We start from the raw sequence: 23,623 nt of genomic DNA on the forward strand, positions 1-23,623 counted from the left end.
ACAGAATCCGCCGGGCGGACGCCTCGTCGCACCCTCCGCCGGTCCCGCCCCGCCGCATCTTGCGCTGCGGTGAACGCGCGTCCCGCGCAAATCCGCCTTGCCAAAACCGTTATATGATATAGTTGCCTTGGCAAGTTGACGGCGCGGGGCACCGGCCAAAAGCCTATTCGATCGGGAGGACAAGGTATTGCGGACAAAAGTAGCAATCATTGGCGCAGGTCCGGCCGGACTGTTGCTTGGGCAACTACTTCATACTTTCGGCGTAGACAACATCATTCTTGAGCGACAGACCCCGGACTATGTGCTGGGGCGGATTCGCGCCGGGCTGCTCGAGGAAGGCACCGTGTCGCTGCTCGAGAGCGTCGGCGCCGCGGCCCGGCTGCACCAGGAGGGCCTGGTCCATCACGGTCTCGAGCTGGCGTTCGGCGGCGCACGGCACCGCATCGACCTGCATGGCTCGACCGGCAAGACCGTGACCATCTACGGCCAGACCGAAGTCACGCTCGACCTGATGAATGCCCGCAAGGCTGCCGGCCTGACCTCGATCTACTCGGCCGCCGACGTCAAGCCGCTTGATTTCGACACCGAACATCCGCGCGTCAGCTACGTCAAGGACGGCGTCACCCGCGAAATCGCCTGCGATTTCATCGCCGGCTGCGACGGCTTCCACGGCATCAGCCGCGCCAGCGTGCCGGCTTCGGCGATCACCAGCTACGAGCGGGTGTATCCGTTCGGCTGGCTCGGCATCCTCTCGGAGACGCCGCCGGTCTCGCCGGAGCTGATCTACAACAACCATGAGCGCGGCTTTGCGCTGTGCACGATGCGCTCGTCGCACCGCAGCCGCTATTACGTGCAATGCCCGCTCGACGATCATGTCGACCAATGGTCGGACGAGCGGTTCTGGGACGAATTGAAGCGGCGGCTCGACCAGAAGGCCGCCGACGAGATCGTCACCGGCCCCTCGATCGAAAAGAGCATCGCGCCGCTGCGCAGCTTCGTCGCCGAACCGATGCGGTTCGGCCGCATGTTCCTGGCCGGCGACGCCTCGCACATCGTGCCGCCGACCGGCGCCAAGGGCCTCAACCTTGCCGCCAGCGACGTGCATTATCTGTCGCAGGCGCTGCGCGAATATTACCACGAGAAATCCTCCGCCGGCCTCGATGGCTATTCGGCGAAAGCACTGGCGCGGGTCTGGAAGGCGGTGCGCTTCTCCTGGTGGATGACCTCGATGCTGCACAAATTCCCCGACGAGGGCGAATTCGCCGCGCGCATCCAGATCGCCGAGCTCGACTATCTCGTCAGCTCGAAGGCGGCCTCGACCTCGCTGTCGGAGAATTATGTGGGGCTGCCGTTCTAGATAAGTCGCGAATGCTTTTGTAGAGCAGCATCCTCTTCGCAATGTCCGTCGTCATACCCCGCGCATGCGGGGTATCCAGTACGCCGCAGCTTCTCGATTCATGCGGTGCGGTCTCTGGAATACTGGATCGCCCGGTCCCGTCTACGCCAAGGCTTCGACGAGGCTCCGGATCCTTGGCGCGCCGAAGCTTTAGCGAAGGCGGCAAGCCGTGCGATGACAGCGGGAGATGTGGCGACAGGCCCGCGCTACATTCAAACATTCACGCAAATCCCGTTTAAAACTTTGTAGGCGGTGAAACCGTCATCGACATCGCGTTCAATGGCGTCAACCCAACGCCATATGCGAGCTTTCAGATGAGCACCGATACGCAAGTCGTCCCCGATAATCCCCAGGACGTCCCTCAAGGCTTCGAGCCGCTGTTCCGCAAGAGCCCGCTCACCGAGCCCTGGGAGCCGCTTTACCAGAAGAAGACCGAGCAGGCCGTCATCATCGGCCTGCGGCTGGCGAGGCCGCACACCAACGGCCGCGGCCTGATCCATGGCGGCCTGATCGCCGCGCTTGCCGACAACGCGATGGGCTATAGCTGCGGCCAGGCGACCGGCTGGACCACCTCGTTCGTCACGATCTCGCTGGCGGTCGATTTCGTCGGCTCCGCCAATGTCGGACAATGGCTCGCGATCGAGAGCGACGTGATCAAGACCGGCAGCACGATCTGCTTCGCGCAGAGCCTGATCAAGGCCGACGGGGTGACGATCGCGCGCGCCAACGGCACCTTCCGCGTGGTGCCGAAGAAGCCGCCGGTGAGCTAGTCGAAATACCAGTCGGTGATCTCGGTCACAAGATCGATGAAGGTCCGCACCTTGGCCGACAATAGCCGCGTCGTCGGATAGACGACGTGGATCGGCACCGCCGGCTGCTCGAACTCGGCGAGCACGATTTGGAGCCGCCGCGCCTTCAGCGATTCGGCGGCCTGATAGGCCATCACCCGCGTCAGTCCGCCGTCCTGCTCGGCATACTGGATGGCGGCATCCGAACTGTTGCTGGTGAAGCGCGGCGTAGGGGTAATGCGGATTTCGCGGCCATCTTCCATGAAGCGCCAATCTGGCGTCGCGGTCATGGCGCCGAACTGGATCGTGTCATGGGCGGTGAGGTCTGCCGGCCGCTTCGGCCGGCCGCGAAGCTTGAGATAGCCGGCCGACGCCACCACGATGCGGCGCATCCGGCCGACATGCCGCGCCACCAGCGTCGAATCCGGCAGGTGCCCGATCCGGACCGCGAGGTCGACGCCGTCCTCGACCAGATTGATTCGTCGATCCGACAGCCGCAGGTCGACGCCGACATCGGGATAGCGCTTCAAATAGGCGCTCACGACCGGACTGACATGCAGCCGCCCGAAGCCGAACGGCGCCGAGATCACGAGGCGCCCCTCGGGGCGGGTGCGCTCGCTCTCCACCGCGTCCTCGGCTTCCTCGACGTCGGCGAGGATCCGGCGCGCCCGCTCCAGATAGCGCGAGCCGGCGTCGGTCAGCGTCACCTGCCGCGTGGTCCGCTGCAGCAGCCGCGCGCCGAGCCGCTCCTCCAGCGCCGCAATCAGCCGCGTGATGGCGGACGGCGACAGGCCGAGCTTGCGGGCGGCGGGGGCAAAACCCTCAAGGTCCGCCACCGCGACGAATGCCTGCATGGCGTCGATCCGGTCCATGAGCACTATTGCATAATCGGCAACAGTGAAGTGTCAATGCACAAGATTGCTTACGATCTGGGAATGCCCATTTTAGACGGCGAGGACAACCGCTTAAGGCGCCCGTGACGGGAGGCTCCGATGTCAGATGGTCACAGCTATGCGAGCGACGTCGCATTCAGTCCGGCGGTGAAGGCGATCCAGACTCGCAAGGGTTCGCGCGCCACCTACGCCGAGGTCGAGGCACATGGCGGCTGGCGCAGCGAGATCGACGAGAACCTCGCCGGCTTCCTCGGCGAGGTGAACAGCTTCTATCTCGCGACCGCCTCGGCCGACGGCCAGCCCTACATCCAGCATCGCGGCGGGCCGAAGGGCTTTCTCAAGGTGCTCGACAAGCACACCATCGCGTTCGCCGATTACAGCGGCAACCGCCAGTTCATCACGCAGGGCAATCTGTCGGAGAACGCCAAGGCGTATATCTTCGTGATGGATTATGCGCACCGTCGCCGCGTCAAGCTGTGGGGCGAGGCGAAGGTGGTGGAGGACGATCCGGCGCTGACGCGCGCGCTGATGCCGCAGGGCTACCGGGCGCGGCCGGAGCAGGTGATCCTGTTCAAGGTCGCGGCGTGGGACACCAACTGCCCGCAGCATATTCCGCAGAAGTTCGACGCGGCCGATGTGGCGGCAGCGCTGGCCTCGCGCGACCAGCGCATCGCCGAGCTCGAGGCGGAGCTCGCCGCATTGAAGGGCCAGCCCGCTGCTGTGGCGCCGGCTTAGGCCGCCTGCTGCTGCAGCGGCGCCCAGCTGAATTCCGGATAATATTGCCGCATCATCCGGCCGACATAGGCGGCGAGATTGTCGAACTTCTCGGTGCGCTCGCGCAGCGGCGAATCGAAGAACGGGGTGAGGATTCCCGCCAGCGCGCCGAACGCGGTGGCATCGGTGCCGCACGGCGCATCGCCCATCAGATACGGCTTGTCGCCGAGCTGCACCGACAGTGCGAACAGCGAGCGGATCGCGAGATCGACGTCTTCGTCCGGGCCGTGACGGCCGAGCCCGCTCAGCAGGTAGTTCTCGGCAACGCGGAACTGGGCGTCCTCGCGCAGCTTGTCGCGCATATGGTCGGGCGCGCCGTCGAAGAAATGCGCGGGCCCCTTGGCGAAATTGGTGTCGTCGACCCAGCGCGCGCCGACCAGCGCCCAGTAGACGTGATGCTCGATCATGCGCTCGAAGGCCCAGGCCTGGGCGCGCGCCTGCAGGCTGAGCGGCGCGTCGAAATCGAAGCCGTATTTGCCCTCGATATGGGCGCGGATGAAGGTCGAATCGGCGATCGTCTCGCCGTCGTCGGCGATGAACGGCAGCTGCCCCTTGGGAGAGGCCGGCGGCATCGCCTTCTCCTTGCGATAGTCGAGCCCGGCCATCTTGAGCTGGACCTCGGTTTTGGTCACGAAGGGGCTGATTTCCGGCAAGCCGAAGCCCGTGCCAAAGCCAAAAAGCGTAATCATATGAAGCTCCCGATCGCCTGTGGTCGTGAATTGAAGCTAGCCGTCCCCTGCTGCCAGCATGGTGTCAGCAGTAGTGGCATTCACTGTCGAACGGGCCGACGGGTGCGAGGCCGCGAACCGCCTCGCGAACGCGCTTGACCAGCCGTGCCCGCCCGTAGGACCAAACCGTGCTGATCGACTGCGCGATCAGCGCGATCAGGGCCCAGCGCAGGTCGCCGGAGGTGGAGTAGACCGTGACCAGCTGTTCCAGCGCAAAGCCTTGCGCCTGCCGGAAACCGAGTTCGTCAAGATTCGTCATGGACAAATTCCCTTCACTTGAGGTGTTGTCCTGATATAGCCCCCACCTGCTGCCAACATGCTGTCAGCAGCAGCCGGACGGGACCGAGAAAAGTCTGCGCACCGAGAGACCACGAGCCCCGTCAAGACACTCGTCAAGACAGCTGCCAAGCGAGCTGCCAAGAGAGCTGACAAGACACTCGACAAGACACGTGCCAAGAGAGCGATCGAGAGAGTTGCCATGAGACGCGCCGACCGGCTGTTTCAGATCATCCAGGTGCTCCGACGCACCCGTAAGCCTTTGACCGCCGATGCCATCGCCGCCGAGCTCGAGACATCGAAGCGGACGATCTATCGCGACATCGCCAGCCTGATCGAACAGCGGGTACCGATCCGCGGCGAGGCCGGCATGGGCTACATCCTGGAGAAGGGATTCGACCTGCCGCCCTTGATGCTGACACCCGACGAGATCGAGGCCTGCGTGCTCGGCGCGCAATGGGTGGTCGGCCACGCCGATCCGGCGCTGGCGCGCGCGGCCGAGGACCTGATGGCCAAGATCGCCGAGACCGTGCCCGACCGGCTGCGGCCGTTCGTGCTGGAGCCGGCAAGCCGGGCCCGCTCGGCCTGGAACCGGGAGCCCGACCGCATCGACATGGTCAGGACCCGCAGCCAGATCCATGAAGGCAAGAAGATCACGCTGAACTATCGCGACGAGCATGGCCGCGATAGCGAGCGCACGATCTGGCCGATCGCGGTCGGCTATCACGAGGCGGTGCGGCTGCTCGCCGCCTGGTGCGAGCTGCGCAGGGATTTCCGCAGCTTCCGCACCGACCGCGTGGTCACGGCGGTCTATCACGACGAGAAATATCCGGAGCGGCGCGACCTGCTCAGGGCGCGCTGGCGGCGCAGCCTGGTCTGGGAAGCGCCGAGGGACACCTGATGGCCGACAACGCGACCGACGCAGCCGACGCAAGCCCCTGCCAGTCCTGCGGCGCCTGCTGCAGCTATTCGGAGAACTGGCCGCGCTTCACCATCGAGGACGACGCGCAGCTCGATCTGATCCCGGCGCAATTCGTCAACGCGCGGCAATCAGGCATGCGCTGCGAAGGCGACCGCTGCTCGGCGCTGTCGGGCCGGGTCGGAGAAGCAACGCGCTGCGAGGTCTATGCGGTGCGGCCGGAGGTGTGCCGGACCTGCCAGCCGGGCGACGCGGAATGCGCGATGGCGCGGCGCCGGCACGGGCTGCCGCTCATCCCGAGCGTGCAGCCGATCTAACCAGACGTTACGCCGAGACCGTCTCGCTGACGTCCTCGTCGTCGAGCTCGTCATCGACAACAGGCGCGAAGGTCGACAGCGGCTTGGTCGACAGCGTGATCGGCTTGCGGCCGCCATGCGAAACGGTCGCGGCGCGGACCGGCTCGCGCGACAGCGCGTAGAGCGTCGAGCCGACACGACCACCGGAATTCACCAGCTCCCACTCGCTGCAGCTCGACGCGATCGCGACCGCGAGTGCGTGCAGATGGCTGCGGCGATAGCAGAACAGCGCGAGCTGCGCCCTGACGTCGGGCGCGACATTGGCAACCAGCAACGAGAGCCCGTTCGGATTGGCGCGATACATCTGGCCGAGCAGGTCGTCGGCAACCGGGCAGGCATCGTTCTCGAAGGCGTCGCGGCTTGAAAACATTTGCAAATCCCCCTCGATCGGGAAGATGCCGCGTAATCCTCTAACGAAAGGTTAACCACGGCCTCCGGTCGCTTCCGGAGGGTCTTGCCCGTTGCGCGCGAATCACATCCGCCCGCCGCGGCCCGGCTGGATTCCTGGTCCAGGATGTGAGGAAAGATGCGCGCGAACCGCTCAGTTCGCGGCCATGTAGATCGACAGCGCGAAGCCGGTGAGGTGGTGCAGCGCCTGGTCGACCCCGATCAGGGTCCAGAACCAGGGATGGCCGGACTCCAGCGTCACGCCGAAATGCGAGGCGCAGTATCCCTTGGCGCGATCGACGATGATGTGGATCACGAAGTCAATGAAGGCGACGTACCAGAACCGCGGCGCCACCACCAGGATCAGCGCCAGCGCGACCGCTAGATGGACCAGGCAGTGCGCCAGCAGCGGCAGTGCCCACCCGGTCTTCTGGTCCTTGCCGATCGCCATCCAGGCGTTCTGCAGCATGAAGTCGGCGATGATGTGCTTCGCGGTGAGAAGCAACATCCATCCCACCAGGGCACCAACCGACACCGACGATGACATGGAGGGAAACAACAAGCTGACGCCCTTTTACTTCGATGAATGTGATTGCAAGAAATCCGGGTCAGGCCGTCAGCGCAATTCCGCAAACCGAAGCGTGTCTCATTTATGACATCTCCGGCGCCGGAATGCACCTGCGCCTCGTCGAAAATCACATCTCGGTCCGGGCGTCGATAGTGGCAATGGTCATGTGGCATCGCGGCGCAGGTCGGCCGAGATTAAGGTTACGGCCGGCGGCCGGTTTGCATTCCCCCCGGGGAGGTATATCGTCGGCAACATAGGAAATTTTCTTTCTTTTATAGTCATTTACGGATTCACCGGGCAGCGCCGCGCCGATCGGGTTGCGGCAACGGGCCGTCCCGGACGGGTGATCAGCCGGGTGATCAGTCATGAGTGCCGAAGCCCCCTCGCCTGCGCCGATGCCGCCGCGGCCGCGCCCTCCGGTCGCCAAACCGGTCGCCAAGACCAACCGCGCGCAGATCATCGTCTTCACCCTGCTGACGCTGCTCCTGAGCGCGGTCACCGTGATCGGCGGCCGGCTCTGGCTGCGCAATTCCGAAACGCTGGTGTTCGCGGTCGGCGATGCCAGCGGCCCGGAGGCGAAATTCGCCGCCAAGCTCGCCACCGTGCTGAAGAGCAATTCGTCGCGGCTGCGGCTGAAGATCGCGCCGAACCCCGACAACGCCAAGGCGCTGGCGCAATTCGATCGCCGCAACGCCTCGCTTGCCATCCTGCGCACCGACGCAAGGGTGCCGCCGCGTGCCCGCACCATCGCGATCCTCGAGCATGACGTGGTGCTGGTGCTCAGCCCCGGCGGCAAGAAGATCAAATCGCTGAGCGAGCTCAAGAAGAAGCGGATCGCGGTCGTCGGCGACGGCGAGAACAGCGTCAATTTCGTCCGCAGCGCGCTCGAGATTGCCGACAGCCCCGATGCGGCGCAGCGGGTGCAGCAGGCGCCGCCGAACACACCTTTCGACAAGCTGTTCGCCTCCGGCTTTGCCGCCGTGATCGCGATCGAGCATGCCTCGAAGATCGTGAAGGACAAGACCTACGAGCAATATGCCAAGCGCGCCGGCGGCTTCACGCTGAATGCGATCGACGCGGCCAAGGCGCTGGCGCGCAAATACCCGGCGATTTCGGAGGAGACGGTCTCGACCGGCATGCTGTCGTCCTCGCCGGCGATCCCCGATGACGAGGTCGATACCATCGGGCTGGAATGGCTGCTGGTCGCGCAATCCTCGATGTCCACGACGACAGCCGCCGAGCTCGCGCGCATCATCTATGAGAACAAGGCGGAACTCGCGCTCGACGACGGCTTCGCCTCCAAGATCGAGCCGGCGGCGACCGACAAGGACGCCTTCATCGTCGCCCATCAGGGCGCGGCCGAATACATCAACGACGATACCAAGTCGTTCATGGATCGCTACAGCGACCTGATGTATCTCGGTGCCGCCGCGCTCAGCATCATCGGCTCGATCTTCGCCGCGATCTACACCAAGATCACCCGCGTCGCACCGGAGAAGGCCAGCGAGCTGGCGGGCAGGATCCTCGACATCGGCGAGCGCGTCGAGCACGCCACTTGCGCGGAGCATCTCGACGAATTGCAGGACGAGCTCGAGGCGATCCTGCGCGGCGCGGTGATCGGCCTGCGCGACGGCACCGTTTCCGGCGACGGAATGGACACGTTCAAGCTCGGCTACGAATTGGTCCGCGACGAGATCGCACTGCGCCGCGACCACCTCAAGCGTCACCCGGCGACGCCGGACGAGAACCTCGTGGTGGTGAAGGCGGCGAACGGGTGAAGCCAAGCCGTTGGTTACGTACAACTGTCGTCCCTGCGAAAGCAGGGACCCATACGCCGCAGCTTGTGTTGTTGAAGGGACTCGTCGTTCCGACGACGCGCGTCAATCAGCATCGGTAGTTATGGGTCCCTGCTTTCGCACTAGGGCATGCACGTATTTGGTGCGGCGGATTGACTCGGGATGGAGACAGGGGATTCCAGAATCGGCGATCCGTGTGATTTCTATTGCGACGCTCCAGGTTGGACGGGGGTGTCGGGTGTTGTTACGAATTGACTGGACGTTAGGACGGTTCGGGGATCGTCGTCTCGATAAAGGGGGGCGGCGCTCGTCGAACGCATGGTTGCGGGCAAGACGGTCTGCCTGCGGCGGCTTTCCAGGGGTGATCGTGCGCTGGAGGTGCGGTTCAACCGCTTTCTCGGCCACGACAAGGTGACGGCGGAGCGGATCATCGAAAGCTGGGGCGACAGCACGGTTGCCGCGGTAGAGGGCCGCCATGTGCTGGCGATCCAGGACACCAGCGAGATCCACTTCAACACCACGCCGCAACGCCGGCGCGGGCTCGGCGAAATCGGCAAGGGCAATAACCACGGCGTGCTGCTGCATCCGCTGCTGGCCGTGGATGCCGACGATGGCAGCTGTCTTGGACTTTTGAGTGGGCAGGTATGGACGCGCCAGGGGCGTCGCACCACGACGCATGACGCACGTGACTTGTCTGACAAGGAATCGCAACGCTGGATATCCACCGCCATTGCGGCCAAGCCGCTGCTCACCGCTGCCGGAACGGTGACGGTCCTCGGTGATCGCGAGAGCGATATCTTTGCCCTTTATGCCAGCTCGGCCGAGCAGCACTTCCATGTCATCGCGCGCAGCATGCATGATCGCAAGCTTGCCGACCGCACCGGCCTGTATGAGGCCACCGACGCCATGCCTGTGGTGGATCGGAGGGCGATCCAACTGCCTGCGCGCGCGGCGCGACCGGCACGTCAGGCCCATCTCGAACTCCGCTTTGGCGCAATCGAGCTTGCCCGCCCGCAGAGCAAGTTCCTGCGCCATTTGCCGAAAAGCTTGCCGCTGGCGGTGGTCGACGTGTGCGAGATCAATGCCGGGCCCGGCGCAGAGCCGCTGCACTGGCGTCTGATCACCTCTCACGAGATCGCCACCGTCGACGACGCCTGGCGTATCGTCGAATGGTACAAGCAGCGCTGGATCATCGAGCAGTTCTTCCGCGTCCTGAAGACGCAAGGCCTCAAGCTCGAAGACAGCCAGATCGGAACCGCCGATCGTCTCCTCAAACTGGTCACTATCGCCGCCAAGGCAGCCGTCATCACCATCCAGCTTCTGCAAGCGCGCGATGGCGGTCAGCAGCCCATTCGCGTTGCCTTCAACGACAACGAGATCAACGCGCTTGCCGCCCTCAACCGGCAACTCGAGGCCAGGAGCAAGCGACTGAAAAACCCACATCCGCCCGACAGCCTCACCTGGGCAGCCTGGATCATCGGCCGCCTTGGCGGTTGGGACGGCTACCCGTCGTCTAAACCTCCAGGCCCCATCATCTTCAAAAATGGCCTCGAATACTTCCTGGCCGTCGCAGCAGGATGGAGCCTCAGAGATATGTGCATGCCCTAGTGCGAAAGCAGGGACGACAGGCAATATGTTGCGCGGGTTACTACCCGGCCGCCGCGTCCGTCGGCGTCGCGGCGGCATCGAGCTGCCGTCCCTCGTGATCCATGTGCAGGTAGTTCGGATTGAACAGGCCGGCCTGCATCAGCCGCTCGAGATTGGGGACGACCAGGGTCTTCCCCTTGAGCACGATCAGGCCGCCGGCGCGCAATTCCTGCAGCGTTCGGTTGACGTGAACCTTGGAAAGCCCGGTGGCATCGGCGAGATCGCCTTGGGTCAGCGGGAAATCACAGCTGTCGCCCTGGGTCAGGCCAGCGGCACGCAGCCGAAGCCAGATCTCGCACAGCAGATGGGCCATCCGCTCCAGCGCAGTTCGCTGGCCGAGGCTCATGGTCCATTCGCGCTGGATCGCCGCGTTGACCAGGGTTTCCCACCAGAACGCGGTCACGATGCGCGGATGTCCGGCTGCGACCTTGTCGAAGAATTCGCGGGAGAGGTCGGCGATCGACACTGCGGTGACGGTACCGATCGAATGGTCCATCTCGCGCAGGATGAAGACGTTCACATCGCAAATGTCGCCGGGCAGGAAGAAAGCCACGATCTGACGTCGGCCGTCCTCGAGCTGCTTGTAGCGATAGGCCCAGCCGGACAGGATCAGATAGACGTCCTTCGGCTTCTCGCCTTCACGGACGATGTCGACCCGCGGACCGAAATGCCGGACGCGCTCGGTGGACGCGCGATTGAGAAGGACGTGCTCTACCGGCGAAAGCCGTACAAACTGCTCCAATTTCCGGACTAGCGACGCCAATGACATTGGTCTCCCGCATGTTCAATCGGGCAACTGCAGGACCGACTTCAATTGCGTATGTTACATTGCACAGCTATTGACGTATGTTCACTTGTGTACACACGCCCGAAGGATGCGACGGTAACGTCGGCAACGCCATACAGGTCAGCGCCGGTGGGGCGCCACCGGTGAAACGCGGACCGGCGCCGATCAGACGAACGGCACGCCGTAATATTCATTCACCGCGCGCGTGGCGCCGATATCCGACCAATTCCAATCCCGCTCGCTGCCATATTTCGGCGCGCCGCGCAGCTGGCTCTCGGTCACGCCCGTGACATAACCGCCCAGCCTCGTGTCGTATTTGAGCGACTGCCAGGGCAGCGGATAATGGTCGTTGCCGAGACCGAGAATGCCGCCGAAGCCGAGCACGGCGTAAGACACCCGCCCGCTCTTCTTGTCGATCATCACCCGTTCGATCGAGCCGATCTTCCGCTCGTCGGAACCATAGACCGCGGTGCCCTCGACCTTGTCGCTGCCGATCAGGTTTCCGACCTCCTTCTCGTCCATCGCCATGTCAGTTCTCCATTGATCCCTCGACGCCAACGGTCGACCAAAGTCATCGTTCCTGCCGCATTGCCGCGATTGCTGCAGAGCGAAACGCCGTTCAGCCTGTAGGAGGATCGCCGCGGTCGTCTGACGTCATGCCGGATCCCGGCGTCTTGTCGGCATCGTTCAATTTCGGATCACGCGTCGCTTCGCGCGCATTGGACTTTCGCGGGTCGGTCTTGTGCGCGGTTTGCGCGCGCTGCTTGTCGGCCGGCTGCTCCTGCCCCTTGTTGTCCTTCACGACACCCTGATTGGAATGTGCCATTGCTTTTGACCTTGTTGTTTCGCTGGCTGCGTTGCTTGAAGACATGCGGGCCCCGGCGATCAATTTCGCCGAGGCCCGTCACCGGAGTGGTCCACCGCCTTTCGGGGAGCAAAGCAGCGAACGCACGGGTGCTACGCAGAGCGCCGAAGATCGTTCCTGCGGTCTTGCGCGATCCTTGGTCGCGATTTTTGATCGCGATTTTGGGCGCGTGCTTTTTTCAGTTCGCCCGATGTCATGGGTTAACGACGCCATCCGGGGAACAAGCCTAATATTGCTGGTTCCAGCTCGGAGACGGCATGATCAAGAAGAAGCGCAACAGGTCGCGGCCTCCCGGATCGTTCGAAAACCGCTTGCAAAAATTCGCCGAAGATTCGCGCATTGCGGCACGCAAGCTGCCGCCGGGACGGGAACGCGAAACGCTGATGAGGAAGGCCAGACAGACCGAGACCGTGATGGAAGTCAGCGAGTGGCTGACGTTCCGCAAGTAGCCGCGAGCCGCGAAGGAGAGCTGCGATGATCGAGGAACGGTTTGACTCACACACGCTCTTCGCCATGAACGCTGCGCTCGACCGCGTTTGCGCAGACGCACTTCACGGCGAGGAACACGACACCCGCCGGCGCGTTGCCAGATACATCATCAAATGCGCCAAGAGCGGCAGGACGACGCTCTCCGAGCTGACCGAAGCCGGACAGCAGGCGCTGGCCAAGGCCACCGCCGCGGCGGGATAACCGGCGCAAGTGCCCTGTGGCCCTCGGCCCTCAGCAGAGGCAGCTACGCATGCGCATTGCAATCAGCATCGGCCTGCTGGCCTTTCTGGCCGCCGTCGGCGCCTACGCCTATGAAGGCCTGACTGTGGACGCTCCGGTGCCGATCTACGGCATCGTGGTGTTCACGATCGGCATTGCGGTTCTGGCTGCGGTTTGCATCGGCCTGATGGGCCTGCTGTTCTATTCCAGCCGCCGCGGCTACGACGAGCCGCCGCACGTGAAGCGGTAGGTGTTCTCCGCTTGCGGCGCTATGGGTTGCTTCGCTTCGCTCGCAATGACGCGGGAGCTATCACCGTCACCCTGAGGAGACCGCAAAGGCGGCCGTCTCGAAGGGCGAGAGCCTCGTCTGTGGCCGTGCATCCTTCGAGGTTCGCCCAGCGGCGCAATTGCGCCGCGATGCTCGCACCTCCAGCGACAAAGGCTTCGCCTTTGCGCAGGGATGACGGGTCCAGCACTGAAAATCCCGTTCAATGCGAGCCACCCGCCGGCGCCCGCGCGCGAATCTCGGCGGTCTTGCGCTTCAGCGCTGCCTGCCGCGGATCGGGCATGATGGCGGTGCGCGCTTCCGCAATGGCGCCGGCAAGATCGGGGAGGACGAGCACGCCGTCGAAGGTCGGCTTGACGAGCCCGTCGATGATCACGTGCCAGTCCGCGATGCCCTGGCGGTAGGGATCGCCGTAACCCTGGATCATGGTCGCGGTCTGCACGACCGCCGGGGCGGCGCTCGGCTGCTTGGTCAGGCTGCGGTCGATCATGTGCAGCCAGCGCTCGACCCAGACGCGCTCCCTGGCATAGCGTCCCGAGAACAGCCGCCAGCGCTTCAGGCCCGCCTCGATCCTGAGCCGGCGAACGCTGAAGCGGTTGTTGGCGCTGAAGCGGATCGAGACCCGGCGATGCCGCCAGCCGAACTGATCCAGCACGGCGAGCACCGGATCGGCGACCACTGCAGGTAGGGCGTCGATCAACTCGTCAAGGCGAAACTTCTTGACGTCGTCGGCCGAGCGCGCCGCAAGGCCGCCCACCGCATTGACTTCGCCAAGCTTGAGCTGCGCGATGCGGATCGCGTCCTCATAGGCCATGCGCTCCGCCATCAGGCGGGCGATCTCGGCAAGCAGGGCGTCGTCGACGCCGCGGCGGCCGACGAAGCGCTTGAGCCGGTCGATATAGAGCTGGGCGTAGCTCGTGCTCTGATAGGCGATCAACAGATCGATGGCCTTGGTAACGGCCGGCCCGAGATGGTCCGGGCAGGCGTCGGGCAGCACCGGCGGCCCCTCGTCCTCATCGCCGATGATGTCGGCGAAGAGGTAACGGAGCGAAGCCAGGAGACCGTCGTCATCCGGCACTGCGGCGCCTCCAGAACTCGTCAAGGGGCTCATGCAGGTTTTGGCTCCGCGACCTGTGGGGTGGCGTGCTGCGCGAGCTGCTGCTCGAGCGTCGAGATATTCTGGAACAGACGGGCGCTGGCGAGGCGCAGAAAGTAGAAGCCGAAGGCCGGGTTCTGGACGTAAAGCTGCTCGACCTGGTCATAGGTCACCGACAGCACCATGCCGGTCTCGACGCACTCCAGCGTCTGGGTTCGCGTGTTCGATGGCGACAGCATACCGAACTCGCCAACCAGGGCGCCGACCGGCAGCTCGATGCCCGATTCGACCAGGCGGAAGCGGCCGCTGACAATGTAGAACATGCTGTCGGCTTTCTCGTCCTTGTAGAACAGGACTTCCCCCGCGGTGCATTTGCGCTCCGTCGTGAACGGCTTCAGCCATTCCATCGACAGATCGCTGTTGACCGATCTCTTCACGTTGCGGACCAGTTGCAGCATCTGGTGCAGCCGATAGGTGTTCACCGGCAGCAGCACGGCATGCAGAATCAGCGTCGCGTAATTGTGGGTCGGAATCGCGGTCGCGATCAGGATGATGTTGGTCAGGATGGCGAAGACGCGCAACGGGATCATGGTGCGCATTGACAGCGTGGCGACCACGAAGATCGAAGCGAAGAAACTGCCGGCGGCGCCGGCGTGCTCCGCGAGATGTGAGGTATCCATCGGAAACCAACCAATTTCTCAAGAAGTGAATAAGATCGCCTTATTAGTCGCTTCATTCCGGCCCGGGTCGCATCAGCGACCAGCATCCCTGATATACGGGGAAAAAGCGACGTTTTGTCCGATTTCTCACATTCGCGGGCGCAAAATCGGGCCAACATGGTTAGGCCTTTCGTCCAACTGATGGGGTCTTTCACCGCGAGCATCCCGCCACAGCCTGCGCGTTGACGGCCTCAACCGGGAGAGGCACGTTGTGCCATCGGCTCTGCCGTTCGCAGGGCCTCTATTCCAGCAGTTCACCGACAGGCAAGCTCCGTTCCGATGTCCAAGCGGCTCGTCCTTCCGGCCTTGACGCGCTTCGTTTCCGCCACCGCCGGCCGCAACATGACCACGGCGGCCTATGTCGCGGTCGCGGCCGGCGTCGCCACGATGACGCTGCTGACGGTCGCGCCGGCCCATGACGCGGCACCGGGCTGGGTCGATGCGCTGCTGTGGGCCTGCCTTGCCTATTTCGTGTTCGAGTGGCTGGTGCGGCTGCGCCACATGGGCCGGCAGGGCAAATTCTGGTTCTACGCGCTGTCGAGCGCCGGCGTGGTCGACGCGATCGGCGCGCTGGCCGTGCCGGTGGCCTTGCTGTCCGGCGTCGAGCCAAAAACCGCCTGGCTGCTCGGCGTGCTCTGGGTGCTCAAGGTGGTGCCGGGCATTCCCGGCCTGCGCCAGCTGCGGCGCGTGCTGGTGGTGGAGTCCGGGCCGCTGCTCAGCGTGCTCGTGATCTTCCTGATGGTGGTGTTCCTGGCCTCCGTCGCGGAATATTTCCTGGAGCGGGACGTCCAGCCGCAGACCTTCGGCAGCGTGCCGGCGGCGCTGTGGTGGGCGGTGGTGACGCTGACCACGACCGGCTATGGCGACGTGGTGCCGATCACCCCGCTCGGTCGCGTGGTCGCCGCCATGGTGATGATCTCGGGCCTCGGCGTGTTCGGGCTGTGGACCGGTATCCTGGCGACCGGCTTTGCCGCCGAAACCCGCCGCGACAATTTCTTGCGAACCTGGGAGACCGTCAGCAAGGTGCCGTTCTTCGCGCATCTCGGCCCGGCCGCGATCGCCGACGTCACTCAGGTGCTGCGGACCATGGACCTGCCGCCGCGCACCATGATCATCCGCAAGGACACCAATGGCGACTGCATGTATTTCGTCGCCGCCGGCGAGGTCGAGGTCGACCTGCCCGGACGCAAGGTGAAGCTTGGCGAAGGCGAGTTCTTCGGCGAGATGGCACTGCTCGGCAACGCCAAGCGCGGCGCCAGCGTAGCGACCAGCAAGGTGACCAGGCTGTTGGTGCTTGACCTGGTCGATTTCCGCCTGTTGATGGCAAGGCATCCCGATCTCGCCGAAACCATCGATGCCGAGGCGAAGCGGCGCGAACGTGAGAATCAATGATGGAGACCAAGATGGCTGACGCGGCCGACACCGCCAGCGGACCCGTGCTCGAAATCGCGGGCGCGCGCGCAACGATCCGCCTCAACCGGCCGAAGCATCTCAACCGCCTGCAGGCTGAGGACCTCGGCGAACTGATGAAATTGTTCGACCGGATCGAGGCCGATCCTGCGATCCGCGTGCTGGTGCTGACCGGAACGGGCCGCGCGTTTTCCGCCGGCTACGACCTCAACTCCGTGGCCGAGCGCGCGGTGAGCGCGAGCGAGCAGCAGAGCGCGGGCTCGGCGTTCGAGGTCGTGGTCAACCGCCTCGAGGATTTGAGCGTGCCGACGATCTGCCGGCTCAATGGCGGCGTCTATGGCGGCTCGACCGACCTCGCACTCGCCTGCGACTTCCGCATCGGCGTCGATAGCGCCGAGATGTTCATGCCGGCGGCGCGGCTCGGGCTGCACTATTACAAGAGCGGCATCCAGCGCTACGTCACGCGGCTCGGCGTCGACAACGCCAAGATGCTGTTCCTGACCGCGCAAAGGATCACGGCGCCGGAGATGCTGCGGATCGGCTACCTCACCGCGATGGCGCCGCTCGACCTGCTCGACGAGGAGGTCGACAAGCTCGCGACGATCCTGGCCGGCAACGCGCCCAAGGCGATGGCCGGCATGAAGCGCGCGATCAACGAATTCGCCCGCGGCGCGCTCGATGAAGCCGCCGCCGACGCCCGTCACCGCGAGAGCATGCGCGGCGACGAGATCAAGGAAGGCATCAAGGCCTTCGCCGAGAAGCGGACGCCAAGGTTTTAGGTCGGCGCTCCACACCACCAATTCCGTCACCCTGAGGAGGCCGCGATGCTTCACCCTGCCCTGGAGGGGGAGGGTCGGCTCACATGGAGCGCAGCAGAATGTGAGACGGGGTGGGGTGATCTCTCAGCACGAACGGTGCCCGAGTGGAGAGATCACCCCACCTCGGTTCGCATTGCATGCGAACCGATCCTCCCCCTCCAGGGGAGGATGAGAGCGGCGATCCGCTATGCCCGCTTGCTCCGCATCGCGCGCGTCTGCGCGATGTCAGGATCCGCGGCGAGGGCCTGGTAGCGCTTGCTGTCGACCGCGTAGAGCGCGATGCGCCCTTCGGCGTCGGCATGGACGCCCCAGCCGAAACGCTTGCCGAGCGGCGAGGCGCGCATGCAGGCCTGGCCGCGCGAGAAGAACGTCTCGCGGGCGAGGCTGCGCGCCTTCTTCGCCGCTTTCGCATCGAGCGCGCGGCCGGCCGCCGACGTGGCGAACACCACGTCGTCGGAGGTGTACCTGTAGGGCGCGCCCGCGATCATCTGGTATTGCAGCACGGCAACCGTCGGCTGGCCGCCGCGCAGCTGGGGCTCCTCGCCGCGCTGCGCCGGGCAGTCCTCCGCGACGCGGATCAGGGTGTTGAAGCAGTTGGTACTGTGCAGGACTTTCGCCATCGGCAGGATCCGTATCACACGCCGGCGGCCGCCGCATGCTGCGCCGCCGTCTCGTCGTCGGCCTTCGATATCCGCTGGAAGGCCGGGCGCGCGGCGATGCGTTCGGCATGACGGACGAACACATCCCTTTTCGGCACGATGCCGAACATCATGGTCCAGGAGAGCGCGATGCCCCAGAGGATGTCGGCCGCCGTGATCTGTTCGCCGAGCAGATAGGGCCCCTTGGCCAGCTGCGATTCCAGCGCGCCCAGCATGGTGTCGTAATCGGCATAGGGCGACTGCGTGATCGGCGCGGGCTCTCGCTTCATGAAATGGTCGATCACCGCCGGCTCGAACGAGGAGCCGTAATAGGCGATCCAGCGCAGATACGGGCCGCGGCGCGGATCGTTCAGCGCCGGCGTCAGGCCGGCCTGCGGAAACAGATCGGCGAGATAGATGAAGATCGCGACCTGCTCGGTGACCAGCGCGTCGCCATGGCGGATCGCCGGCACCTTGCCGAGCGGATTGATGGCGAGATAGGCGTCCTTGCGCTGCTCGCCGGCCTTCATGTTGAGAACGTGCAGATCGTAGGGCGCGCCGAGTTCCTCCAGCAGCACCCGGGTGCCGGCGGCGCGGCTCTGCGGCGAATAATACAACGTGATGCGGTCGGTGGTGGTCATGATCGGGTCTCCTTGCGCCATCGGGGGCATGGCCTCCTTATGTCCGCCCATACGTGACATCTTGTGTCAGGTATGATTCGGCCATGCGTGCGAGCCGGCTGTTTTCCATCCTCACCACCCTGCAGGCGCGGGGTCAGGTCACCGCGCCTGAGCTGGCGGAAGCCTGCGAGGTTTCGGTGCGCACGATTTATCGCGACATCGACGCGCTCGCCGCCGCCGGCGTTCCCGTCTATGCCGACCGCGGCGCCGAGGGCGGCTATCGCCTGCTCGACGGCTATCGCGTGCGGCTCAACGGCCTGTCGCAGGGCGAGGCCGAGGCGCTGTTCATGGCCGGACTTCCGGGGCCCGCCGCCGCGCTCGGCCTCGATGCCGCGATGGCGGCGGCGCAGGCCAAGCTGATGGCGGCGCTGCCGGAGAACCTGCGGCCCAACGCGAGAGGGATGCAGCAGCGCTTCCATCTCGACGCGCCGGGCTGGTTCGGCGAGACCGAGGAGCCGAAGCATCTGCGCGCCATCGCCGGTGCCGTGCTGCGCGAGACCATGCTCGAGATCCGCTACCAGAGCTGGAAATCCGAGAAGCGGCGCAGCGTGGCGCCACTCGGTCTCGTGCTGAAGGGCGGCAGCTGGTATCTCGCCGGCCTCGTCGACGGCAATGTGCGCACCTACCGCGTCGCACGCGTGCTGGACTGCGCAACGCTGGAGACGCCGTTCGCGCGGCCCGCGGAGTTCGACCTCGCTGCCTATTGGCGCGCCTCGATTGAGCGGCTGGAGGCCGAGCTGCATCCGAACGAGGCCACGGTGCGGCTGTCGCCGCTCGGGCTGCAACTGTTCGACGCGCTGGCGCATCCTTACGTGAAAGCGCGGATGCGGCTCACTGACGGCACCGACGCCGACGGCTGGCGGCTCGCCACCATGCCGGTCGGCAAGACAGTGTGGCATGCGGCAACAGAATTGCTGCGGCTCGGCGCCGAGGCCGAGGTGATCGCGCCTGCGGAGCTGCGCGAGAAGATGGCCGAGCTGGCAGGCGCGATGGCCGCGCGCTATGTCGCGCCAGCCCGCCGCGCGGTGGCGGGACGCTGAAGCGCAACGAGATTGGGTTGACTGGCAACCGCAAGGACGGTGCGCCCCTCTCCCGCTTGCGGGGGAGGGCTGGGGTGGGGCTCTCTCCGCGAGTCGTATTGCGGAGAGAGCCCCCACCCGCATCGCATCTTCGATGCGATACGACCTCCCCCGCAAGCGGGAGAGGTGCAGCGATCTGCCGCGAGACCGCTTCAACCTGACTCCATCATGCCCTGGTCAGTAGCGACTGTCGGAGCTGATGACGAAGCGGTCAAAAAAATTGACCGGCAGGATCTCGAACCGGTCCAGCGTCAGCGTAATCCCGGTCACGAAGTCGACGCCCTTGATCGTGCCCTCAAGATCGATCCGGCGGCCGCGACGCAGGCCGCGGGTTTCCGGATGTTGCTCGATGTCGATATAGGCATAGATCGGATTGTCGAGCCGCGAATGGCGATGCCAGCCGCGCTGCAGGAAGCTGAATTGCAGCACCGACCCCGCGCCCCAGTCGATCGCGTCGAAGAAGCGGGTCTTCCAGGCGACGGGCTGGCCCAGATAATGCGCGGCGATGAACGCGTCGCGCTCGAGTGCAGGCAGACGGTGCAGCTGCCAGCTGATCTCAGCCGGCGTCAGGGAGGCGTTATTCGCCATTTTTGTTCTTGTCGTTTCTTTGTAGCTTTTCTTGTCCTCGGCGGGGGGTGAACCGACCTTCCCGCCTTGAGGAAATTATACATCGACGAATGTGACAGTGTCTTCCACGGTCGCGCGCGACGTGCGGTAGCTGTTCACCTTTTGCGCATGATCGGCATAGCCGAACGAGATACCGCAGACAACCCGGCGATCGTCGGCCAGGTTGAAATGGCGGCGGATCAGCCCGGAATGGCGCGCGATCGCCGCCTGCGGGATGGTTCCGAGCCCGAGCGCCTGCGCCGCCAGCATGAAATTCGAGACATAGCCGCCGCAGTCGATCGCACCATAGATGCCGAGCGGCTCGTTGGTATGGATCACGGCAATGTGCGGCGCGCCGAAGAAATTGTAGTTCTCCAGCGCCTGTTTTGCGTAGGCCGCCTTGTCGCCGCGCGCGATGCCGAGCGTGTTGTAGAGCTGGAAGCCGCTTTCGCGGCGGCGCTCCAGATAGACCCCGACATATTCGCGCGGCGGCGTGAAATCGTAATCCTCGCCGAGGCCGCGCGAGGCCTCGGCATAGATCGCCTTGCGAAACCGCTCCTTGGCCTCGCCGGAGACGATCAGCACCTGCCAGGGCTGGCTGTTGCACCAGGACGCGGTGCGCTGCGCGGTCGACAGAATGTGCTCGATGACGTCGCGCGGCACTTCACGCGGCTGGAACGCGCGCACCGAGTAGCGCTCGTTGAGCAATTCCTCGAGCGCGCCGATGCGGTCCTCGGTCGCGTAGCGCGGCTTGGTGGTGGCATCCATGCTCAGCGTTCCTTGGTCGGGATCTTGTTGTAGGGCACGTCCTTGTCGACACGGATGTCGCCGGGCAGGCCCAGCACGCGCTCGGCGATGATGTTGCGCAGGATCTCGTCGGTACCGCCGGCGATCCGCATCGAGGGCGACGACAGCAGCATCTGCTGGAACTGGCCCTTGGCCTGCTCCTCATCTGTGCCGGTGAGGCTGCCCGCGGCGCCCTCGAGGTCCATCGCATAGGTCGCGATATCCTGCAGCATCAGGCCGGAGACGAGCTTGCCGATGGAGTTTTCCGGCCCCGGCCGCTCGCCCTTCGACAACGCCGAGATGGCGCGGTAGCTGGTGTATTTCAGCCCGCTCGCCTTCACCGCCCAGCTCGCAAGCTTGGAGCGCACCGCCGGATCGTCGATCGCAAGACCGTCCTCCAGCATCAAATTGGAGCAGAACTCGAACATCTCGGGCACGCCGGTTGCGAGCCGCGCGCCGATCGACATGCGCTCGTTCATCAGCGTGGTCAGCGACACGCTCCAGCCCTCGCCGACCGCCCCGAGCCGCTGGCTGTCCGGGATCACCACGTCGGTGAAATAGACCTCGTTGAACTCCTGCATGCCGTTGGCCTGCTTGATCGGCCGCACCTCGACGCCGGGGCTCTTCATGTCGAGGAAGAACATCGTGAGGCCCTTGTGCTTCGGCACATTCGGATCGGTGCGCGCGATCAACAGGCCGTAGTCGGAGTAATGCGCGCCTGACGTCCAGATCTTCTGGCCGTTGACGACCCAATTGTCGCCCTTCTTTTCGGCGCGGGTGCGCAGCCCCGCGACGTCGGAGCCGGCCGACGGCTCCGAGAACAGCTGGCACCAGATCTCCTCGCCGGAGGCGAGCTTCGGCAGATAGCGGCGCTTGGCCTCCTCGCTGCCCCAGGCCATCACGGTCGGGCCGCACATGCCCTCGCCGATCTGGAACGGCTGGGTCAATTTGCCGTAGACGCCCTCTTCCTGCTGCCAGATCACGCGCTCGATCGGGGTGGCGCCGCGGCCGCCATATTCCTTCGGCCAGTGCAGGCAGGCCCAGCCGCCCTCCGCCTTCTTCTTCTGCCAGGCCTTGCCGACGTCGACCATGTCGTGCCTGGCGAGCCGGATGCGGCCGAGCGAGGACTTCGAGAGCTCCTCTTCGAACTCCTTCGGCGCGTTGGCCGCGATCCAGTTGCGGGCGATGGCGCGGAACTCGGCTTCCTGCGGCGTGTCATCGAAATTCATGGCGAACCTCTTTTACGATCCTAGTGTCACTGTTTCCCCTCATGGTGAGGAGGCGCTTGCGCCGTCTCGAACCATGCGGCCCGACTGGGGCCTCATCCTTCGAGACGCCGCTGCGCGGCTCCTCAGGATGAGGTCATGAAGCTCTTCCCTTGGTCGGGATCTTGTTGAAGGGAACGTCCTTGTCGACCCTGATGTCGCCGGGCAGGCCCAGCACGCGTTCGGCGATGATGTTGCGCATGATCTCGTCGGTGCCGCCCTCGACGCGGGTGCCCGGCGCGCGCAGCAGCATCGCCTGGAATTTGCCGGCGACCTCGGCATCCTCAATACCATTCAGCGCGCCAGCCGCACCCTGCAGATCGAGCGCATAGGTCGCGACGTCCTGGATCATCGAGCCGGCAACCAGCTTGCCGATCGAATTCTCCGGTCCCGGACGCTCGCCCTTCGACAGCGCCGAGATCGCGCGCATGCTGGTGTATTTCAGCCCGCTCGCCTTCACGGCCCAGTTCGCGAGCTTGGAGCGCACCGCGCGGTTCTCGATCGCGGGGCCGTCCTCCAGCATCAGGCTGTTGCAGAAGTCGAACAGCTCGGGGAAGCCGGTGGCGACGCCGGCGCCGATCGACATGCGCTCATTCATCAGCGTGGTCAGCGACACGTTCCAGCCGTCATTGACATTGCCGAGCCGCTGCGAGTCCGGAATGCGCACGTCGGTGAAATAGACTTCGTTGAAGTCCGACGCCCCGCTCGCCTGCTTGATCGGCCGCACCTCGACGCCCGGGCTCTTCATGTCCAGGAAGAACATGGTGAGGCCCTTGTGCTTGGGCACGGTCGGATCGGTGCGGGTGAGCAGGATGCCGTAGTCGGAATAATGCGCGCCCGAGGTCCAGATCTTCTGGCCGTTGATCACCCATTCGTCGCCATGCTTCTCGGCGCGGGTGCGCAGGCCGGCGACGTCGGAGCCGCCGGCCGGCTCGGAGAACAGCTGGCACCAGATCTTCTCGCCGGAGGCGAGCGGCGGCAGATAGTTGCGCTTCTGCTCCTCGCCGGCGAACGCCATCATGGTCGGGCCGCACATGCCGTGGCCGATGATGAACATCGAGCTGAGGCGGCCGAACGGGCCCTCCTCCTGCTGCCAGATCACGCGTTCGATCGGCGATGCGCCGCGGCCGCCATACTCCTTCGGCCAGTGCAGGCAGGCCCAGCCGGCGTCCGCCTTTTTCTTCTGCCAGGCCTTGGCGACCTCGAGGATGTTTGCGCCCTTGAGCGCAACGCGGCCGAGCGAGGCCTTGCGCAGCTCGTCCTCATATTGCTTGGGCGCATTGGCCGCGATCCAGGCTTTCGCCTCGGCGCGGAATGCGGCCTCCTGCGGGGTGTCGTCGAAATTCATGACG

Annotated in this window: 29 protein-coding genes; 13 read left to right on the forward strand and 16 right to left on the reverse strand. The window is 64.9% G+C overall.

What is annotated here, in order from left to right; translation table 11 throughout:
• Window positions 1–187: 187 nt before the first annotated feature.
• Entirely contained in the window at window positions 188–1,357 is a 1,170-nt protein-coding gene (gene pobA, locus XI02_RS42705) for a 4-hydroxybenzoate 3-monooxygenase (RefSeq protein WP_069280367.1), read from the forward strand.
• Between the two features lie 353 nt (window positions 1,358–1,710).
• Window positions 1,711–2,166, forward strand: a complete 456-nt coding sequence (locus tag XI02_RS42710) for a PaaI family thioesterase (protein ID WP_069280368.1) — start codon at window positions 1,711–1,713, stop codon at window positions 2,164–2,166.
• On the opposite strand, the gene XI02_RS42715 is transcribed toward XI02_RS42710, so the two are convergent.
• Entirely contained in the window at window positions 2,163–3,056 is an 894-nt protein-coding gene (locus XI02_RS42715; protein WP_016847476.1) for a LysR family transcriptional regulator, read from the reverse strand. The genes XI02_RS42710 and XI02_RS42715 overlap by 4 nt on opposite strands.
• 120 nt (window positions 3,057–3,176) lie before the next feature.
• Between XI02_RS42715 and XI02_RS42720 the strand changes: the two genes are divergently transcribed.
• Entirely contained in the window at window positions 3,177–3,812 is a 636-nt protein-coding gene (locus XI02_RS42720) for a pyridoxamine 5'-phosphate oxidase family protein (protein ID WP_172646504.1), read from the forward strand.
• Here the strand turns inward: XI02_RS42720 and XI02_RS42725 are convergent.
• Together XI02_RS42725 and XI02_RS42730 are read right to left on the reverse strand one after the other, a co-directional pair.
• On the reverse strand, window positions 3,809–4,540 hold the full coding sequence (locus XI02_RS42725) for a glutathione S-transferase family protein (RefSeq protein ID WP_016847474.1): 732 nt from the start codon (window positions 4,538–4,540) through the stop codon (window positions 3,809–3,811). The two genes, XI02_RS42720 and XI02_RS42725, sit on opposite strands and share 4 nt — an antisense overlap.
• Before the next feature lie 64 nt (window positions 4,541–4,604).
• Window positions 4,605–4,838 (reverse strand): hypothetical protein, encoded by a 234-nt coding sequence (locus tag XI02_RS42730; RefSeq protein ID WP_172646503.1) that lies wholly within the window; start codon window positions 4,836–4,838, stop codon window positions 4,605–4,607.
• Between the two features lie 219 nt (window positions 4,839–5,057).
• On the opposite strand from XI02_RS42730, the gene XI02_RS42735 reads away from it, so the two are divergent.
• On the forward strand, window positions 5,058–5,756 hold the full coding sequence (locus tag XI02_RS42735) for a YafY family protein (protein WP_016847472.1): 699 nt from the start codon (window positions 5,058–5,060) through the stop codon (window positions 5,754–5,756).
• The gene (locus XI02_RS42740; protein ID WP_069280371.1) at window positions 5,756–6,091 is read left to right on the forward strand and encodes a YkgJ family cysteine cluster protein; all 336 of its coding nucleotides are present in this window, start codon (window positions 5,756–5,758) and stop codon (window positions 6,089–6,091) included. Before XI02_RS42735 ends, XI02_RS42740 begins: the two co-directional genes overlap by 1 nt.
• Window positions 6,092–6,098: 7 nt before the next feature.
• Here the strand turns inward: XI02_RS42740 and XI02_RS42745 are convergent, their stop codons facing one another.
• On the reverse strand, window positions 6,099–6,500 hold the full coding sequence (locus XI02_RS42745) for a hypothetical protein (RefSeq protein ID WP_069280372.1): 402 nt from the start codon (window positions 6,498–6,500) through the stop codon (window positions 6,099–6,101).
• Between the two features lie 171 nt (window positions 6,501–6,671).
• Window positions 6,672–7,025, reverse strand: a complete 354-nt coding sequence (locus XI02_RS42750) for a DUF3307 domain-containing protein (protein WP_081334744.1) — start codon at window positions 7,023–7,025, stop codon at window positions 6,672–6,674.
• A 425-nt stretch (window positions 7,026–7,450) separates the two neighbouring features.
• On the opposite strand from XI02_RS42750, the gene XI02_RS42755 reads away from it, so the two are divergent.
• Window positions 7,451–8,863 (forward strand): TAXI family TRAP transporter solute-binding subunit, encoded by a 1,413-nt coding sequence (locus tag XI02_RS42755; RefSeq protein WP_244980903.1) that lies wholly within the window; start codon window positions 7,451–7,453, stop codon window positions 8,861–8,863.
• Between the two features lie 336 nt (window positions 8,864–9,199).
• Window positions 9,200–10,489 (forward strand): IS4 family transposase, encoded by a 1,290-nt coding sequence (locus XI02_RS42760; RefSeq protein WP_172646366.1) that lies wholly within the window; start codon window positions 9,200–9,202, stop codon window positions 10,487–10,489.
• Between the two features lie 40 nt (window positions 10,490–10,529).
• Here XI02_RS42760 and XI02_RS42765 read toward each other — a convergent pair whose 3' ends face one another.
• The 3 genes from XI02_RS42765 to XI02_RS42775 all read right to left on the reverse strand — a co-directional run bounded on the left by XI02_RS42765 (window position 10,530) and on the right by XI02_RS42775 (window position 12,141).
• Window positions 10,530–11,291 (reverse strand): Crp/Fnr family transcriptional regulator, encoded by a 762-nt coding sequence (locus tag XI02_RS42765; protein ID WP_172646501.1) that lies wholly within the window; start codon window positions 11,289–11,291, stop codon window positions 10,530–10,532.
• Window positions 11,292–11,480: 189 nt separating this feature from the next.
• Window positions 11,481–11,843, reverse strand: a complete 363-nt coding sequence (locus XI02_RS42770) for a PRC-barrel domain-containing protein (protein WP_028339100.1) — start codon at window positions 11,841–11,843, stop codon at window positions 11,481–11,483.
• Between the two features lie 91 nt (window positions 11,844–11,934).
• A complete protein-coding gene (locus XI02_RS42775) occupies window positions 11,935–12,141 on the reverse strand; it encodes a hypothetical protein (RefSeq protein ID WP_172646500.1) in 207 nt (68 codons plus the stop codon).
• Between the two features lie 296 nt (window positions 12,142–12,437).
• Between XI02_RS42775 and XI02_RS42780 the strand changes: the two genes are divergently transcribed.
• Genes XI02_RS42780 through XI02_RS42790 form a run of 3 tightly spaced genes read left to right on the forward strand, consistent with a single transcriptional unit; the run spans window position 12,438 to window position 13,138 of the window.
• On the forward strand, window positions 12,438–12,629 hold the full coding sequence (locus XI02_RS42780; RefSeq protein ID WP_069280375.1) for a hypothetical protein: 192 nt from the start codon (window positions 12,438–12,440) through the stop codon (window positions 12,627–12,629).
• Between the two features lie 25 nt (window positions 12,630–12,654).
• A complete protein-coding gene (locus tag XI02_RS42785; RefSeq protein WP_069280376.1) occupies window positions 12,655–12,870 on the forward strand; it encodes a hypothetical protein in 216 nt (71 codons plus the stop codon).
• A 49-nt stretch (window positions 12,871–12,919) separates the two neighbouring features.
• The gene (locus tag XI02_RS42790) at window positions 12,920–13,138 is read left to right on the forward strand and encodes a hypothetical protein (protein WP_172646499.1); all 219 of its coding nucleotides are present in this window, start codon (window positions 12,920–12,922) and stop codon (window positions 13,136–13,138) included.
• 238 nt (window positions 13,139–13,376) lie between these two features.
• On the opposite strand, the gene XI02_RS42795 is transcribed toward XI02_RS42790, so the two are convergent.
• A complete protein-coding gene (locus XI02_RS42795; protein WP_244980902.1) occupies window positions 13,377–14,252 on the reverse strand; it encodes a DUF6537 domain-containing protein in 876 nt (291 codons plus the stop codon).
• A 29-nt stretch (window positions 14,253–14,281) separates the two neighbouring features.
• The gene (locus XI02_RS42800; protein WP_069280379.1) at window positions 14,282–14,950 is read right to left on the reverse strand and encodes a Crp/Fnr family transcriptional regulator; all 669 of its coding nucleotides are present in this window, start codon (window positions 14,948–14,950) and stop codon (window positions 14,282–14,284) included.
• 318 nt (window positions 14,951–15,268) lie between these two features.
• On the opposite strand from XI02_RS42800, the gene XI02_RS42805 reads away from it, so the two are divergent.
• Both XI02_RS42805 and XI02_RS42810 read left to right on the forward strand, forming a co-directional pair.
• Window positions 15,269–16,381: a cyclic nucleotide-gated ion channel gene (locus XI02_RS42805; RefSeq protein ID WP_069280380.1), complete on the forward strand. Its 1,113-nt coding sequence runs from the start codon at window positions 15,269–15,271 to the stop codon at window positions 16,379–16,381.
• An 11-nt stretch (window positions 16,382–16,392) separates the two neighbouring features.
• Window positions 16,393–17,178 (forward strand): enoyl-CoA hydratase/isomerase family protein, encoded by a 786-nt coding sequence (locus XI02_RS42810; RefSeq protein ID WP_172646497.1) that lies wholly within the window; start codon window positions 16,393–16,395, stop codon window positions 17,176–17,178.
• 224 nt (window positions 17,179–17,402) lie between these two features.
• Here XI02_RS42810 and XI02_RS42815 read toward each other — a convergent pair whose 3' ends face one another.
• Both XI02_RS42815 and XI02_RS42820 read right to left on the reverse strand, forming a co-directional pair.
• Entirely contained in the window at window positions 17,403–17,837 is a 435-nt protein-coding gene (locus tag XI02_RS42815) for a DUF6157 family protein (RefSeq protein ID WP_172646496.1), read from the reverse strand.
• A 14-nt stretch (window positions 17,838–17,851) separates the two neighbouring features.
• The gene (locus XI02_RS42820; protein WP_172646495.1) at window positions 17,852–18,496 is read right to left on the reverse strand and encodes a glutathione S-transferase family protein; all 645 of its coding nucleotides are present in this window, start codon (window positions 18,494–18,496) and stop codon (window positions 17,852–17,854) included.
• Between the two features lie 83 nt (window positions 18,497–18,579).
• Here XI02_RS42820 and XI02_RS42825 point away from each other — a divergent pair, with 83 nt between their 5' ends.
• Window positions 18,580–19,575 carry a YafY family protein gene (locus XI02_RS42825; RefSeq protein ID WP_172646494.1) on the forward strand — a complete coding sequence of 332 codons (996 nt, stop codon included), beginning with the start codon at window positions 18,580–18,582 and terminating at the stop codon, window positions 19,573–19,575.
• Window positions 19,576–19,791: 216 nt separating this feature from the next.
• Here XI02_RS42825 and XI02_RS42830 read toward each other — a convergent pair whose 3' ends face one another.
• The 4 genes from XI02_RS42830 to XI02_RS42845 form a co-directional block, all read right to left on the reverse strand.
• Complete coding sequence (locus XI02_RS42830) at window positions 19,792–20,202, reverse strand: hypothetical protein (RefSeq protein ID WP_137481045.1); 411 nt, start codon at window positions 20,200–20,202, stop codon at window positions 19,792–19,794.
• A gap of 75 nt (window positions 20,203–20,277) precedes the next feature.
• A complete protein-coding gene (locus tag XI02_RS42835) occupies window positions 20,278–20,988 on the reverse strand; it encodes a nitroreductase (RefSeq protein WP_172646493.1) in 711 nt (236 codons plus the stop codon).
• Between the two features lie 2 nt (window positions 20,989–20,990).
• The gene (locus XI02_RS42840) at window positions 20,991–22,235 is read right to left on the reverse strand and encodes an acyl-CoA dehydrogenase (protein WP_172646492.1); all 1,245 of its coding nucleotides are present in this window, start codon (window positions 22,233–22,235) and stop codon (window positions 20,991–20,993) included.
• A gap of 133 nt (window positions 22,236–22,368) precedes the next feature.
• A complete protein-coding gene (locus XI02_RS42845; protein WP_069280386.1) occupies window positions 22,369–23,619 on the reverse strand; it encodes an acyl-CoA dehydrogenase in 1,251 nt (416 codons plus the stop codon).
• Window positions 23,620–23,623 lie beyond the last annotated feature (4 nt).

This window comes from Bradyrhizobium sp. CCBAU 21365 (genome assembly GCF_015291305.1).
In the GTDB taxonomy this organism is placed as follows: domain Bacteria; phylum Pseudomonadota; class Alphaproteobacteria; order Rhizobiales; family Xanthobacteraceae; genus Bradyrhizobium; species Bradyrhizobium elkanii.

Coding starts and splice junctions, on each gene's coding strand:
- XI02_RS42710 (WP_069280368.1), top strand. CDS start 1,711: ATGAGCACCGATACGCAAGTCGTCCCCGATAATCCCCAGGACGTCCCT.
- XI02_RS42715 (WP_016847476.1), bottom strand. CDS start 3,056: ATGGACCGGATCGACGCCATGCAGGCATTCGTCGCGGTGGCGGACCTT.
- XI02_RS42720 (WP_172646504.1), top strand. CDS start 3,177: ATGTCAGATGGTCACAGCTATGCGAGCGACGTCGCATTCAGTCCGGCG.
- XI02_RS42725 (WP_016847474.1), bottom strand. CDS start 4,540: ATGATTACGCTTTTTGGCTTTGGCACGGGCTTCGGCTTGCCGGAAATC.
- XI02_RS42730 (WP_172646503.1), bottom strand. CDS start 4,838: ATGACGAATCTTGACGAACTCGGTTTCCGGCAGGCGCAAGGCTTTGCG.
- XI02_RS42735 (WP_016847472.1), top strand. CDS start 5,058: ATGAGACGCGCCGACCGGCTGTTTCAGATCATCCAGGTGCTCCGACGC.
- XI02_RS42740 (WP_069280371.1), top strand. CDS start 5,756: ATGGCCGACAACGCGACCGACGCAGCCGACGCAAGCCCCTGCCAGTCC.
- XI02_RS42745 (WP_069280372.1), bottom strand. CDS start 6,500: ATGTTTTCAAGCCGCGACGCCTTCGAGAACGATGCCTGCCCGGTTGCC.
- XI02_RS42750 (WP_081334744.1), bottom strand. CDS start 7,025: ATGTTGCTTCTCACCGCGAAGCACATCATCGCCGACTTCATGCTGCAG.
- XI02_RS42755 (WP_244980903.1), top strand. CDS start 7,451: ATGAGTGCCGAAGCCCCCTCGCCTGCGCCGATGCCGCCGCGGCCGCGC.
- XI02_RS42760 (WP_172646366.1), top strand. CDS start 9,200: ATGGTTGCGGGCAAGACGGTCTGCCTGCGGCGGCTTTCCAGGGGTGAT.
- XI02_RS42770 (WP_028339100.1), bottom strand. CDS start 11,843: ATGGCGATGGACGAGAAGGAGGTCGGAAACCTGATCGGCAGCGACAAG.
- XI02_RS42775 (WP_172646500.1), bottom strand. CDS start 12,141: ATGGCACATTCCAATCAGGGTGTCGTGAAGGACAACAAGGGGCAGGAG.
- XI02_RS42780 (WP_069280375.1), top strand. CDS start 12,438: ATGATCAAGAAGAAGCGCAACAGGTCGCGGCCTCCCGGATCGTTCGAA.
- XI02_RS42785 (WP_069280376.1), top strand. CDS start 12,655: ATGATCGAGGAACGGTTTGACTCACACACGCTCTTCGCCATGAACGCT.
- XI02_RS42790 (WP_172646499.1), top strand. CDS start 12,920: ATGCGCATTGCAATCAGCATCGGCCTGCTGGCCTTTCTGGCCGCCGTC.
- XI02_RS42800 (WP_069280379.1), bottom strand. CDS start 14,950: ATGGATACCTCACATCTCGCGGAGCACGCCGGCGCCGCCGGCAGTTTC.
- XI02_RS42805 (WP_069280380.1), top strand. CDS start 15,269: ATGTCCAAGCGGCTCGTCCTTCCGGCCTTGACGCGCTTCGTTTCCGCC.
- XI02_RS42810 (WP_172646497.1), top strand. CDS start 16,393: ATGGCTGACGCGGCCGACACCGCCAGCGGACCCGTGCTCGAAATCGCG.
- XI02_RS42815 (WP_172646496.1), bottom strand. CDS start 17,837: ATGGCGAAAGTCCTGCACAGTACCAACTGCTTCAACACCCTGATCCGC.
- XI02_RS42820 (WP_172646495.1), bottom strand. CDS start 18,496: ATGACCACCACCGACCGCATCACGTTGTATTATTCGCCGCAGAGCCGC.
- XI02_RS42825 (WP_172646494.1), top strand. CDS start 18,580: ATGCGTGCGAGCCGGCTGTTTTCCATCCTCACCACCCTGCAGGCGCGG.
- XI02_RS42830 (WP_137481045.1), bottom strand. CDS start 20,202: ATGGCGAATAACGCCTCCCTGACGCCGGCTGAGATCAGCTGGCAGCTG.
- XI02_RS42835 (WP_172646493.1), bottom strand. CDS start 20,988: ATGGATGCCACCACCAAGCCGCGCTACGCGACCGAGGACCGCATCGGC.
- XI02_RS42840 (WP_172646492.1), bottom strand. CDS start 22,235: ATGAATTTCGATGACACGCCGCAGGAAGCCGAGTTCCGCGCCATCGCC.
- XI02_RS42845 (WP_069280386.1), bottom strand. CDS start 23,619: ATGAATTTCGACGACACCCCGCAGGAGGCCGCATTCCGCGCCGAGGCG.